The organism is Asticcacaulis machinosus (assembly GCF_028550435.1).
Classification (GTDB): domain Bacteria; phylum Pseudomonadota; class Alphaproteobacteria; order Caulobacterales; family Caulobacteraceae; genus Asticcacaulis; species Asticcacaulis machinosus.
Genome location: NZ_JAQQKV010000002.1, coordinates 85670 through 98180, shown reverse-complemented (window position 1 = coordinate 98180; position 12511 = coordinate 85670). Strand labels below are relative to the sequence as shown.

Sequence of the window (12511 nt, the reverse complement as noted above, 5' to 3'; positions counted from 1 at the left end):
TTTGATCAAAAAAGACTTGCCAGATTTTAAAAATGCGACTTATTCTCAACTGATCGTGTGGCCATCCGCCGGGAGTAAGTCCGATGATACTGTTAAGCCTGGGGGCCGTTACCTTGTCGCAGCTCATAAGCGAGACCGATCGCGCTCATTTGCGGCCCCCGTTACCGCCACAATCCCATCTGTCACGATCTCATATCACGCCGGTCAATGTCTTGTGGCCGTTTGAACCGGGGCTGGAAGACGGTGACACCGCATCCGATTTGACGTAACTGTGATATATGAAATCCTCAGCATTTCAAAATGCTGTATGGTTAACAGTTTTACTTTACCTGCGTTAAACCTTGTGTCAGTCTGATGACAGCTAAGCCGTAATGGCTGGCATCAAACCTGCTTAACAAAAGCTTAAGGGCATCGAAACTGGTTCAAACCGGCACGATGACCCGGATAAAAGGTAAAACTGTAACAGGGTATAGTGATGGAAACGAAGGCTTTTAAAGTCATTGCAGGTCTGTTTGCGGCGTCGGTTGTTCTGTGCGGGGCGCAGATGGCCTCGGCCAAGACGATATTGCCCGTTATGACCACCGAGTCATTGTCTCCGGTTTCCGGTGCCGCCCTGGGTGGTGATTTTGACGGCGATGGCCGCCGTGACGAGGTCATGGTGGTACGCGATCAGGCCCGTGACCGTCTCGATATCCGTGTCCGCCTGAACCGTGTGGACGGCGTTCAGGACATTAAGGTCACGTCGGTATCGGCCAGAGAAGGCTATAACCTGCGGGTTGCGGGCGATGAAACCTTCCGTCGTGACTGCGGCGATGGCGCGGCGTGCGCATCTGAGAGCTTCCGTGCGCCCCATGATAGTGTTCTGGTCAGCCTTGATGCCGGGATGGACGTTCTGGTCTACTGGAACGGCAAGACCTTTGAGCAGGATTTTGTGTCGAGTGACGAAGTGCTGATGCGGCGCGCCCTGTCGGCGCTCTATGCCTTGGACCGGTAAGCCTAAACCAAGGTTTGGTTAACAAAAAATCTTTTAAATTTAAGAGTTTAATAAGGAAATTCTTAAGCCTGTTACCTGTAGACGATGACTTTCAATGTCATCGTAAGCTCAGGGGAGGGCATAACGATCATGGGCCGGTCTGCGGACTATTCATCACAAAATTGCGCCGTGGCGGCAGCACTGGACGTCGTTGGCGATCCGTGGACACTGCTGATCATCCGTGATGCCTTTCGCGGGATTTCCCGCTTTGATCAGTTTCAGGAAAAACTGGGACTGGCGCGCAATGTGCTGGCGGCGCGGCTTAAGATGCTGGTGGCCGAGGAACTGCTGTCGGCACGCGTCTATAATGAGCGTCCGCGCCGCTATGAGTATGTGCTGACCGCCAAAGGGGCTGATCTGGCTCTGACTATCACCGGGCTTTATGTCTGGGGCAAGAAATATGTTTACGGGGAACATAAGTCGCGGGTTGAGATATCCCACAAAACCTGCGGTCATCCTCTGGTCGAGCCCATCTGTCACTGCGCCCACTGCGGTGAAAGGATGGAGCGTAAGGATCTGGTGTTTGATCGCGACGAAGACGCGATTACCATCGGCGAATTAAAAGCGCTCAAGGGCAAGGTTGATTAGGGTTCACCTGCCCGGCGAGGGACTAAAGATAAGCCGCCATTGCGGCGGCGGCCAAGGTGGCGCAGCCACCGCCCGGCGAGGGACTAAATAAGACCCACGGTGCGCGCGATAAAACCGCCGCCCAGAACGCGGTCGGTATCTTCCGGGTCATAAAGCACGCACGCCTGACCCGGTGCCACGCCTTCTTCACCGGCCATAAAGCGCATGATCGGCTGACCGTCACCGTCGAGATCAAGCTGTGCAGGCACCGGGGGACGGGTCGAGCGCACCCGCGCCAGCACCTCGGTCTTTCTGGCGGCAGCTGCGGTAAAGCTGTCGTCATCGCCCAGCCAGTTCAGTTCCTTGAGTGCCAGAGCCCCGGTCAGCAAGGCTTCACGCGGGCCGACAATGACCTGTTTTTTCAGCGGATCAAGGCGCACGACAAACAGAGGCTCACCCACCGCGACATTGAGGCCGCGGCGCTGACCGATCGTATAGCTGATGATGCCGTCATGCTGACCCAGAACGCGGCCGTCGATATGGACGATATCACCGGCCTCACGACCCGATCCCTTGGCGTGACCGGCGGGGCGCAGCCGGTCAATCAGGTTGGTATATTTGCCTTCGGGTACGAAGCAGATGTCCTGACTGTCGGGCTTATGGGCGATCTTAAGCCCCAGTTGGCGAGCCAGATCACGCACCTGCGGCTTTGGGATGCGCGCCAGCGGAAAGCGCAGATAATCAAGCTGTTCCTGAGTGGTGGCAAACAGGAAGTAGCTCTGGTCGCGGTTCTTGTCGGCGGCGCGGCGCATCTGCACCTGATTGCCGCGCAGCTCGCGCTCGACATAGTGGCCTGTGGCCATAGCTTGCGCCCCCAGGTCGCGGGCGACATCCAAAAGGTCACGGAACTTGACCGTCTGATTGCAGCGGATGCACGGCACAGGCGTTTCACCGCGCAGGTAGGAATCGGCAAATTCCTCGATCACGCTGTCCTTAAAGCGGCTTTCATAATCCAGCACATAGTGCGGGATGCCAATTTTCTCAGCGGCCACACGGGCGTCGTGAATATCCTGACCGGCACAGCAGGCGCCGGTTTTCTTGAGCGCCGCCCCGTGATCGTACAGTTGCAGGGTGACCCCTATAACCTCATAGCCCGCCTGATGCAGCAGGGCGGCCACCACGGTCGAATCGACTCCGCCGGACATGGCGGCGACAATGCGGCTGCCCAGAGGCAGGCCCACGCTGTCGCGCACAGCGGCAATGGCGGCGGCCATATCGGCATCTTCGATTACGGGTACAGGACACGGTGTCATCGGCCCCATATAGTCGATAAGTCCGGAAAATCACAGAGGGGTGGTGCACAAGCGCTGAAATTTCCGCGATAGATGGCGCAGGTTGTTGGGTGTGAATAGGCGCGAACCGGTTCGTTTAAGGGCACAAACGCTCAACAGAAAAGCTTTGCATTCCCGGTTTGGTGGTACTCAATTTGCAGTTTTCGAGTCCTGCAGCTTCAAAACGGGACGGCAAATGAATACCTCTGTAATATCGGAAACGATCCGCCCCCCCAAAGCGGCTGCGCCGGTTTCGGTGAATGATGTCGCCAGAGGTATCAGCATTCTGTTGGTTCTACTGGTTCACTGCATCGTGATTTTTAATTATCCGGGCAATGGGCGCACGGCGGATGTGTCATCGACCGAGGTGGGACGCGTTCTGTCGACCTTTATAATGCCAGCCTTTTATTTCATATCCGGCCTGACGGCGATTAGTCTGGCCTCACGCTCTTTGCGCAAAATCCTGACATCGTGCGGGCGGTTTATTTTGCTGGCCCTGGTGACTCAGGTGCTGGCCGCCCCTTTACTGCTTGTCACTCATTCGGGCGCGAACGGGCTTGATTTCGCCGCTCAGTTCATTCGCCCGCTGCTTACCGGAAAAGACTTTATCCTGATTGTGACCTGGTATCTGGTGTCTCTGGCTGGCGTGCAGTTTCTGGCGTGGTTGTACCTGCGTGGCAGTATTTGGATAAAGCTGGGGGTAATTGCTATCGTCACGGCTGCGTTCATGATCACGTCCCTGACGGGTAAGACCTATTTCATGTTTCATACCTGGGCGATTGGCGGGCTGTTCTTTCTGGCCGGCCGTGAATTTGGCCGAAGATTCACAATGGAAGGCCCCAAACCCTATGCACTGATGGCCTCGTTAGCGTGTATTGTGCTGCTGGTATTGGTGTATGATTTGAATAAGGGATGTACTTTCAGCCCGACCCAGGTGTGCGCGGTGCCAAACGGTTACCCGCATTTCTACGTAGATGTCGTCTACGGCCAGTTTGGATTTATACCCTATTTCCTGTTATCGGCCACGATTGGCATTGCGGCCCTGATGGCGGTTTCGATGGTCTTAAGCCGGACATTCCTGTCGTTGCCACTGACGCGGATAGGTAAGAATACGCTGGTCTTGTTGCTTATGAACGGTGTGTTTATGGCGCTGGCACCGACCTTACTAGCCAGAATTATCCCGACCTTGCCTGGCATCTGGATCATTTCGGTGGCGCTGGTGGCCGGGCAGGTCGTGCTTTATCCGTTTATGTCCAGACCGATCAATAGCCTTCTACACATGTGCTCGAACTGGGCGGATTATATCGCACGGCGCATAGTTGATCATTTGCCTAAGCTGATACTGACAATAGTCTCTAAACAGCCGATCAGAGCAGAATGATTTTTGAAGGGATCATTCCGCTCAAGCCGCCACCCGGCGAGCGACTAAAGATAACCTTAGATCATTAGGCCTTAGCGCAACAGATCCAGCAGGGTCGTCTGGCTGAGGTTGGCGACAACCTGAGCTGAAGCCTGCACAGCGATCTGGGCCTGCTCCAGCTTGGTATAGGCTTCGGCGGGATCAACCTTGGTGCGATCAACCAGCAAGCCCTGAAGCGAAGTCGACTGCGCCTCAAGGGATGTGGCCGAGTTTTCAACCCGGTTCTGATAACTGCCGTTAAGCGAGGTTTGCTCCAGCACGTTATTGTAAGCGGTCGAAAAGCGCGAGGATATGCCGCTCAAAAATGCCTGCTGGGCATCGTTCAGTTCGCCGTCGAGTGGCCCGTTGGCGGAGTTGTGATAATCATACAGATCTTTGTAAATCTGCATCACTTCGGTGCCCAGATCACCCGCCAGCATGCCGGTCTCAAGCTTGGTTGTGGCGTCGATCTGCGAGCTTTTTTTGATGGTGCCGTTGTCAAAAGCATCGGCCACATTGGCCAGCGCCCCGACATCATTGATGGTCGCGATATTGACCGGCGGGGTGTCGTCTTTGCCGCCCCCAAACAGGTACTGGCCCTGATGCTTGAAATTCAGACCATCGACCACCGCCGCGAAATCGGCATTGAGCGCCTGCATCATGGTGTTGGCATTGCCATTGGCCAGGGCGTCCAGAATGGTCTGGCGCGCGCCTTCGGTGCCTTCACCCATGCGCTCCAGCGCAATGTTCTGAGTATCGAGCCGGTCGGATACCGTCTGGTTGACGCTAAGGTACCCTTCGATACGGGTGATCGACGACTGATAGGACGCGACGATTTCAGCCGAACGGCCATAGCCGCCGAGATTGGTGGCAACCTTGCCAGTCTGGAGTTGTTCATTGGCCTGATTCTGACGGGTCTGCGCCTGCATTAGGTTTGACAGGGCGTTGTTCCAGCTTTGTCCGGTTGAGATTCTCATAAGTTACACCATACTTTCTTGGTGACATCTTACTCGATGTACCATGAATAAAGCCAAATTCAGGTGACGGGCCGCCCCGAACCTGAATTTGTCAAAACAGTTCCGTGTAAAAGTACACTGAGCGTAAGCGAAGGACTTTTCCACGAGATCACACCAGTCCTAACAGGATATCGTACATATCCTTGGCGGTTTGAATGACGCGCGATGACGCATTATACGCTTGCTGGAACGTCGTCAGATTGACCAGTTCCTCATCCAGATTGACCCCTTCGACTGAGGACCGGCGCGCAACGGCCTCACTGGCCAGAGCCTCGGCGGAATCGCGCCGGGCTTCGGCGGCCGACGTCAGTGTGCCGATCTGCCCCGCCAGATCAGACGCGTAACGGCTTAGTGAGGACCAGCCGACACCGGAATAGCCCGCCTTATTGAAATTATAGTTGGCGTCCCCGATCTGGGACATGGCCAGGGCGCCGGAACCATCCCCGCTGACAAGCGCCGATTCCCCTGCCGGTGCGCTAAGATCGACCTTGGCCATCGACAAAAGATATAGGTTATTGGAGATCTTGTCGTTAACCGAAAAACTGCTGATGCGGGAGGCCTGAGTGCCGCCGACGCCGAAAAATTCGGTAAAGGAGGCGCCGCTGGCATTAAGTCGGGCGGTTTGATCTGACAGTACCCCCAGCTTATTGGCCGGTGTGCCGTAGCCATTAAATACCAGCTCGCCTTCGCCGGAGAGGGTGAACTGGCCATAAGACCCCACACCGGCCGTTGTTGAATTCAGCGCCGTCAGCAGGTCGTTCATGGTGCCGCCGGCGGGGATGGCAAAATCGACCTTGGCCAGAATTGAGCCATCGGCTTCTTTCAGATCGAACCGGATGGTGTCCCCGGCGGTAAAGCCGTGGTTCGAGGTGCCGGTCAGGCCGGTATCGTACTGGGTTTGTGACGACGCGGTGATCAGGTCGTTCATACCGAAATAGTGCGACAGGCTGCGGCCGTTCTTAGCGGACGCCCCGGTATCCGGCTCGACTATGCTGATGCCGTTGCCCGCCGCCCCGGGTGCGGTCGTTGCGGCGGTCATGGTCAACTGGCCGGTGGTGAAACTAACCGTGCCATAGCCACCCATCGCTGTGGTCATATCGGCGTCAAAGGTGGCCGGCGTATAACCGCCGGTGCCGACTGCCGCACCCGCCGCATTATAGGCCGTCCAGGTGCCGGCCGTCATATTGACTTCGACCCGGCGCTGAATGACGCCGGATGAATTGGTGACCACCAGATTGGTGGTGCCGCTAAAGCCGGTCAGGGCCTCAGCCTGAGTAAGATGGGTCTGCTTGCCTTCGAGCGTGGTCGGAGCAGGCACGGCGCTTGAGGCATTGTGGGCGGCGTTAAGCTGATCGGCAAAGGCCGAGACATATTCTGACAACTGCTCGGATATCTTGACCGAGGTATCGTCACGCAGGTCGATCAGGCCCTTAAGTTCACCGCCTTGCAGATGGTCGGCAAAATCGCGTTTCTGGCCGTCAGGGCTGGTGACATAGATTGAATTGAAGGAAGTGTCGGCATTGACGTTCCCGGCGGGCTGATAACTCAGGGTCGCGTAGGATTCCTTGGTGATCAGGGTGTAGCCTGACTGGGTGCGTAAGGTGACCCCGCCTGTACCGTTCGAGCCGACATTGATATCAATCAGCTTGGACAACTGATCGAGATATTGGGACTGGGTGGTCTGCGCACCTGAGGCATCGCCGCCGGTGACATAGGCCTGCGATATCGGGCCGTTCAGATCACTGATGTTTTTCAGCAGGTCATTGATGGTTTTGACGCCGGAAGACACGCGCGAATCCGCATCCTTACGGATGGTCTGGATCTGACTGGCGATGCGGTTGGTTTCATCGAGAAAGTTCTCCATGTTGGAGATGATTTCCTGACGGCTGGCGGTCGATTGCGGACTTTCGGCGGCCTTGGCTATACTGGTGAAAACCTCGTCGCCCATATTGAAGACGTTGCCGGCTTCGCTGATATCGCCGAACTGACCCTGAATCTGGTCGAGCAGATCATAATAGGCCTGCGCCTGCGAAGAGGCGGCGGTGGCCTTCAACGAGGCGCTTTGCAGATAGGTGCTGGTCGACAGATTGACCTGACCGGTGGTGACACCCGCCCCCACACCATTGACGGTGACGGCGTTCTGTTCAAGCTTTTTGCGGATATAGCCCGGCGTGTTGAGGTTCGAGATATTGTCCGAGACAATGCTCAACTGGTTCTGGGCCGTCATCAGGCCCGAAACGCCAATATTTAATATGGTCGATAAGGACATGGCTTAGGCCTCACCCGGCGCTTGGGCGCGAATGTTTAGGGCAGATTTAGGCAAAGCCTGCGCACCGTCCGGCAATTTCTGCCTAACGAATATCAAGCGCTGAAATGAAAACCTGTTGTTTTTCATATGATTACCAAAATACGTCCAGACGCGATTACCATCATCCGAGGTCACTGTCGCAAGTTGGGTGCCAGTTGGGTGGTTTGCGCCATGCTATAGTTCTGGCCTTAATTCTGACGGCCATACATAGGCGGAAACTACGCCGCAATTTTTGGCATAGATCTAGGCAGAATTAGCGCCCGCAAGGCGGCAGATTTGGCCGCATAGGGAAGAAACTGATCAGGGGATCAAGTGTTTTTTGAGGTAAAAATTCATTAAAATCAACGTGATCTGGCTTGGCCCGTAGATTGCTTGGGGATGAGGCACTTGTGCGCAAAATGCGCTCTTTATCCTGTTTGTCCGCTGGCCGAAGTGTCGGGCGGTCGTGCGAAAGAGCCGTTTCATGTCGTTTGACGCGCACAATCTGATCGTGCCCTCTGCTGAAGGGGTTTTGCCTGGGGGCTCAAAATCCCCGGAGGCATCGATTGCGTCTAAGGCTGACATCAAGGCGCGCTTTGACCACATTCTGCAATCACAGTCCGATGCTGTTACACCTGCCACAGCGGAGACGGCTATAGATATGTCGGTTGATGCGGTGAAGGAAATCGCACCGATTGTATTGTTCCCAGATCTGGCGATCATCGATGAAACTCTGTCCGATGTGGTGGCTGATGTTCTTGATGTCGCGGCTGATTTTCTGTCCGTTGCGCCAACTGTAGCTGAGGCTGTACCGGCTGAAAGCGACCTGATGGCGGACGCGAAGCTGGTTACGCCGGTTGTAACAGAGACTGAGATTAAGATTGAGACGGCGTCGGATTCAAATGCGCTGTCCGCAATAGCGCCTCCCGCAACGTCACAGACTCAAGGGCCTGTTCAGGCGCCGGCTCCAATACGATCGGAGACTGTGGCCAAGGCTGAAACGACCGCAACGGATGTCAGCGCACCTGATCTTGATCTGGCGGCGGCCCTGATGGCGGCGCAACTGGCGGCCAGTGAAGAGGCTGGTCAGGCTGGCGTGGCCGAAGAGGCGGCTGATGCCGATCTGGATGCTGTGTTGAAAACCCTGCCGCCTGAGTTGGCGGCTTTGGTGCAGGCGACGGCAAAGCCTGCCCCTAAGCCGGTAATGACAGGTCAGATCAAGGATGAGGCGGCTAAAACCGACATCGTATCGGAAGATGTGCTGGCCTTGTCGTCTGAAAAAGTGACCGGGGCCTCTGAAGGAACTGGCAAAACTGCAACTGATCCTGCCTTAAGCGCGGTCAAGGACATCACGGCCACGGCCGAAGGTGCGGATGCTGCCGGTGATGCAGCATTGCCCGCTGTGGCGACCTCAACGCAGGCGAGTACTGCCCAAACCGCCCAAAGCGATGCGCAGGCCCTGTTAAACAGCCTGTCTAACCGTCTGAATGGCGCCACCTCAGCGTCGAGTGCGTCATCTGCTGCCACGGCCCAGGCCTATGTCATGTCGAACCAGACAGCGGACAATATTGCGGCTTTGGCGGCGAACATCAGTAAGAAAATGGATGGTAAGACCCTGCGCTTTGACATGGAACTGCGCCCCAGCGATATGGGCCGCGTCGATGTCCGCATGGAAATTAATGCCGATGGCAAGCTGTCGGCCCATTTGAGCTTCGATAGTCCTGTGGCTGAAACCGAGTTCCGTGGCCGTCAGGACGACCTGCGCCGGCAACTGGAACAATCGGGTTTTAATCTCGAAGACGGCTCTTTGAGTTTTTCCTCACGCGATCAGAACCCGCAGTCATCAGGCCGTGATCAGGATGAGCGACCGGCCGTGACGTCTACGGCGGCGAGCGAACAATTTTCACGCAGTCAGGATATGGCGGACGAACTGGCGCTGAATGGCTGGCGACCCGGTATGGATGGCTTTGATAGTTTTGGCGGCGGTGAGCGTCTGGCGCTCAATGTAAGGGTTTAGGAACAGGGCAATGGCGACCAGTATTACCGATTATCTTTCGACCCAGAGCGCGCCGACCAATACAACGGCAGCCGCCGGCTCTACAGGGCTGGCCTCGACCTATGAGACCTTTCTATCGCTGCTGACCGCCCAGATCAAAAATCAGGATCCGTTGTCACCGATGGACACGACCGAATGGACCAATCAGCTTGTCCAGTACACCAGTGTCGAGCAGCAGCTTAAGTCCAACGAATATCTGGCCACCATCGCCAATCAGGGCGGCGACAGCATGACCACCGCCGTCAACTATATAGGCAAGGATGTCAGCGCCGAACATGACACCGCCACCGTCGCATCGAGCGGTTCGGGCACGTCCTGGGACTATAAGCTGGATGGCAATGTCGCCAATACCTTGCTGGTCGTGAAAAACTCCAGCGGCGATATCGTCTACACCAAGAGTAATACGGGTGAAACTCAGGGCACGCATAGTTTTGACTGGGATGGCAAGGCAACCAATGGCAAGGCCGTTGCCGCCGGTGACTATACCCTAAGTGTCACAGCCACCGATTCCAGCGGCACAGAAATTGGCTCAACCGTCATGGTCAAGGGCACGGTCAAGTCCGCCGAATACGAAAACGGCGAAATCATCCTGACCATCGGAGGCAACCGCGTGCCCTTCTACAAAATTCTGTCGGTCAAAGAGGCAGCGGCTGCCTGATGACCAGCTTTAATAACAATATTAAGTAACGGAGAACACTCATGAGTATCAACAGCGCCATGCTGGCCGGGGTATCCGGGCTCGCTGCCAATTCGACGGCTCTGGCGGCGATTTCCAACAACATCGCCAATGTCAACACCACGGCCTATAAGCGCGTGTCCACGAACTTCTCCGCGATCGTAACCGACAGCTCAAGCTCCGGCGGCTATAGCGCCGGTGGGGTTATCGCCGATACTCGCCAGCAGATTTCCAATCCCGCCCTGTTGCAGCGGACCAATTCCGACATGGATCTCGGTATCGATGGGCAGGGCTTTTTCGTGGTTACGGAAAAGTCGGAAAACCTGACCAACTCCGATACCCGCCTGTTTACCCGCGCCGGATCGTTCGCGGTCGACAAGTTCGGATATCTGCAAAATGCGTCGGGTTTTTACCTTCAGGGCTGGCCGGTCGATGCGCTTGGCAATGTCACGACCGATCCGTCAGATATGACAAAACTGGGTTCGATCAACGTCTCCAGTGTCGGCGGGGCTGCCGAAGCCACCACCCGCGTGGTGGTCAACGCGAACCTGTCGGACGGTCAGGCCCTGTCGGCCCGCGTCGGCACTATTGATGCGGCGGGCACCTTCACCGCGGCACCCGCCGCGACCGCATATGACCCGACCTCGGCGACCAACTCAATGGCCGCCTATGATATTGATGCCGGTACGGGCGTTGAGCCAGACTTTGAAATTTCTATTCCGGTGTCGGATTCCAAGGGCGGTCAGCGCAATATCACTATTCGCCTGCTGAAATCAGAAACCGCCAACACCTGGTATGCCGAAATGGTGTCCCCGGATGTGACGACTGGCACGCCCACAGGACAACTGTCTAGCGGAACCTTGGCCTTTACTCAGGACGGGCGTCTGGATACCGCCAACTCGACTCTGTTCGGCACCCCTTATAATTCGACCATGACCATAGGTGCCTCTGGCACCGCCGGCACACCGCGCTGGATGGACATTCTGGGGGTTGATGACCAGACCATCTCGCTTGACCTCGAAGACGCCACCGCCGGTCTGACCCAGCTTAACTCCACATCGATCGTGCAGTCGGTGGTCACCAATGGTACGGCCTTTGGTAACCTTGCGACCGTTCAGGTCTCAAAGGACGGCATCGTCACCGCCATCTATGACAACGGCGTGACCCGCAACATTGCTCAGGTCGCTCTGGCCACCTTTGTCAATCCGGACGGACTGATCCCGGTCAACGGCAACTCCTACATCATGTCGCGCGATTCCGGCACCTTTAACCTGAAATCGCCGGGGGTTGGTGGTTCGGGTCTGCTGAGCCCTTCGACCTTAGAGGCATCGGCGGTAGATTTGTCTACGGAATTCACAGGTTTGATTACAACGCAGCGGGCTTACTCCGCCGCATCAAAGATCATCACGACAGCAGATGACATGCTGGCTGAGTTGATCAGCATCAAGAGGTAAGTAAGTATAGTGCGTTAAACTTGCGGTAACCATCTCAGTTTCGGTAAACGACTGGTTAATTTCAGAAATAGTTGCGTTAGTAATATATTTACTATGGCGATTAAGCTGATGTTTAAGCCCTTGGGGTATATTGGCTCTCAATGGTGATGGTAAGAAAGGCGTGAAAAAGTCATGCTGCAAGAACAACGCCGCGATAACAAAGGCGAAAAATACGTGATTGGTCCAACTGGAGCAAAGCTTACGCTCAACGATCTGCCCCCTGCGGGGACAGAGCGCTGGGTAATCAGGCGCAAGGCAGAGGTCGTGGCCGCCGTCCGCGGCGGGCTTTTGACCTTTGACGAGGCATGCGAGCGCTATCGCATTACCTCGGAAGAGTTTCTGTCCTGGCAGAAGTCGATTGAATCCCACGGTATGGCGGGCTTACGCACCACGCGCATCCAGCAGTACCGGTAATGCTCATCGAAAAGTTTTGCCGCTTCGCGACAAATACATTTTCGATGTTGAACATCTATTAAGGTTTCGGGCTTTGGGCCCGGAACCTTAATGCGTTTTAAGGATATGTGGATAAAAAGCCTGATTTTGCGGCCTTTTTAGCCTCTTAACGCAACCTATTAATAGGTCGTTTACTCTTCACTGGGAAATTACTGCCTAGCGGGTGAGCAGCACAAGGCTGCTTCGCTCAATTTGTGATG

11 protein-coding genes are annotated in these 12511 nt (G+C 55.7%); 8 read left to right on the top strand and 3 right to left on the bottom strand.

Annotated elements, in window-relative coordinates; genetic code table 11:
- The first annotated feature begins 83 nt into the window (after positions 1 to 83).
- From PQU98_RS08950 to PQU98_RS08940, 3 genes are all read left to right on the top strand, one after another.
- Positions 84 to 269, top strand: a complete 186-nt coding sequence (locus PQU98_RS08950; protein WP_272744602.1) for a hypothetical protein — start codon at positions 84 to 86, stop codon at positions 267 to 269.
- A 206-nt stretch (positions 270 to 475) separates the two neighbouring features.
- The gene (locus tag PQU98_RS08945) at positions 476 to 994 is read left to right on the top strand and encodes a hypothetical protein (protein ID WP_272744601.1); all 519 of its coding nucleotides are present in this window, start codon (positions 476 to 478) and stop codon (positions 992 to 994) included.
- 129 nt (positions 995 to 1123) lie between these two features.
- Positions 1124 to 1621 (top strand): winged helix-turn-helix transcriptional regulator, encoded by a 498-nt coding sequence (locus PQU98_RS08940; protein ID WP_272744600.1) that lies wholly within the window; start codon positions 1124 to 1126, stop codon positions 1619 to 1621.
- Positions 1622 to 1704: 83 nt separating this feature from the next.
- On the opposite strand, the gene mnmA is transcribed toward PQU98_RS08940, so the two are convergent.
- Complete coding sequence (gene mnmA, locus PQU98_RS08935) at positions 1705 to 2913, bottom strand: tRNA 2-thiouridine(34) synthase MnmA (protein ID WP_272744599.1); 1209 nt, start codon at positions 2911 to 2913, stop codon at positions 1705 to 1707.
- A gap of 214 nt (positions 2914 to 3127) precedes the next feature.
- Here mnmA and PQU98_RS08930 point away from each other — a divergent pair, with 214 nt between their 5' ends.
- Positions 3128 to 4312, top strand: coding sequence for an acyltransferase family protein (locus PQU98_RS08930; RefSeq protein ID WP_272744598.1), 1185 nt, complete (start codon positions 3128 to 3130; stop codon positions 4310 to 4312).
- 71 nt (positions 4313 to 4383) lie between these two features.
- Here the strand turns inward: PQU98_RS08930 and PQU98_RS08925 are convergent, their stop codons facing one another.
- Both PQU98_RS08925 and flgK read right to left on the bottom strand, forming a co-directional pair.
- Entirely contained in the window at positions 4384 to 5307 is a 924-nt protein-coding gene (locus PQU98_RS08925) for a flagellin (RefSeq protein WP_272744597.1), read from the bottom strand.
- A gap of 148 nt (positions 5308 to 5455) precedes the next feature.
- Positions 5456 to 7615 (bottom strand): flagellar hook-associated protein FlgK, encoded by a 2160-nt coding sequence (gene flgK / locus PQU98_RS08920; RefSeq protein ID WP_272744596.1) that lies wholly within the window; start codon positions 7613 to 7615, stop codon positions 5456 to 5458.
- A gap of 502 nt (positions 7616 to 8117) precedes the next feature.
- On the opposite strand from flgK, the gene PQU98_RS08915 reads away from it, so the two are divergent.
- The 4 genes from PQU98_RS08915 to sciP all read left to right on the top strand — a co-directional run bounded on the left by PQU98_RS08915 (position 8118) and on the right by sciP (position 12272).
- Positions 8118 to 9650, top strand: a complete 1533-nt coding sequence (locus tag PQU98_RS08915; RefSeq protein ID WP_272744595.1) for a flagellar hook-length control protein FliK — start codon at positions 8118 to 8120, stop codon at positions 9648 to 9650.
- 10 nt (positions 9651 to 9660) lie between these two features.
- Positions 9661 to 10347: a flagellar hook assembly protein FlgD gene (locus PQU98_RS08910; protein ID WP_272744594.1), complete on the top strand. Its 687-nt coding sequence runs from the start codon at positions 9661 to 9663 to the stop codon at positions 10345 to 10347.
- A 41-nt stretch (positions 10348 to 10388) separates the two neighbouring features.
- On the top strand, positions 10389 to 11819 hold the full coding sequence (locus tag PQU98_RS08905) for a flagellar hook protein FlgE (RefSeq protein ID WP_272744593.1): 1431 nt from the start codon (positions 10389 to 10391) through the stop codon (positions 11817 to 11819).
- Positions 11820 to 11990: 171 nt separating this feature from the next.
- Positions 11991 to 12272, top strand: a complete 282-nt coding sequence (sciP, locus tag PQU98_RS08900; RefSeq protein ID WP_272744592.1) for a CtrA inhibitor SciP — start codon at positions 11991 to 11993, stop codon at positions 12270 to 12272.
- Positions 12273 to 12511 lie beyond the last annotated feature (239 nt).

Bases quoted from the DNA above. Each gene is read 5' to 3' on its own strand.
- PQU98_RS08950 (WP_272744602.1), top strand. From the start codon at position 84: ATGATACTGTTAAGCCTGGGGGCCGTTACCTTGTCGCAGCTCATAAGC.
- PQU98_RS08945 (WP_272744601.1), top strand. From the start codon at position 476: ATGGAAACGAAGGCTTTTAAAGTCATTGCAGGTCTGTTTGCGGCGTCG.
- PQU98_RS08940 (WP_272744600.1), top strand. From the start codon at position 1,124: ATGGGCCGGTCTGCGGACTATTCATCACAAAATTGCGCCGTGGCGGCA.
- mnmA (WP_272744599.1), bottom strand. From the start codon at position 2,913: ATGACACCGTGTCCTGTACCCGTAATCGAAGATGCCGATATGGCCGCC.
- PQU98_RS08930 (WP_272744598.1), top strand. From the start codon at position 3,128: ATGAATACCTCTGTAATATCGGAAACGATCCGCCCCCCCAAAGCGGCT.
- PQU98_RS08925 (WP_272744597.1), bottom strand. From the start codon at position 5,307: ATGAGAATCTCAACCGGACAAAGCTGGAACAACGCCCTGTCAAACCTA.
- flgK (WP_272744596.1), bottom strand. From the start codon at position 7,615: ATGTCCTTATCGACCATATTAAATATTGGCGTTTCGGGCCTGATGACG.
- PQU98_RS08915 (WP_272744595.1), top strand. From the start codon at position 8,118: ATGTCGTTTGACGCGCACAATCTGATCGTGCCCTCTGCTGAAGGGGTT.
- PQU98_RS08910 (WP_272744594.1), top strand. From the start codon at position 9,661: ATGGCGACCAGTATTACCGATTATCTTTCGACCCAGAGCGCGCCGACC.
- PQU98_RS08905 (WP_272744593.1), top strand. From the start codon at position 10,389: ATGAGTATCAACAGCGCCATGCTGGCCGGGGTATCCGGGCTCGCTGCC.
- sciP (WP_272744592.1), top strand. From the start codon at position 11,991: ATGCTGCAAGAACAACGCCGCGATAACAAAGGCGAAAAATACGTGATT.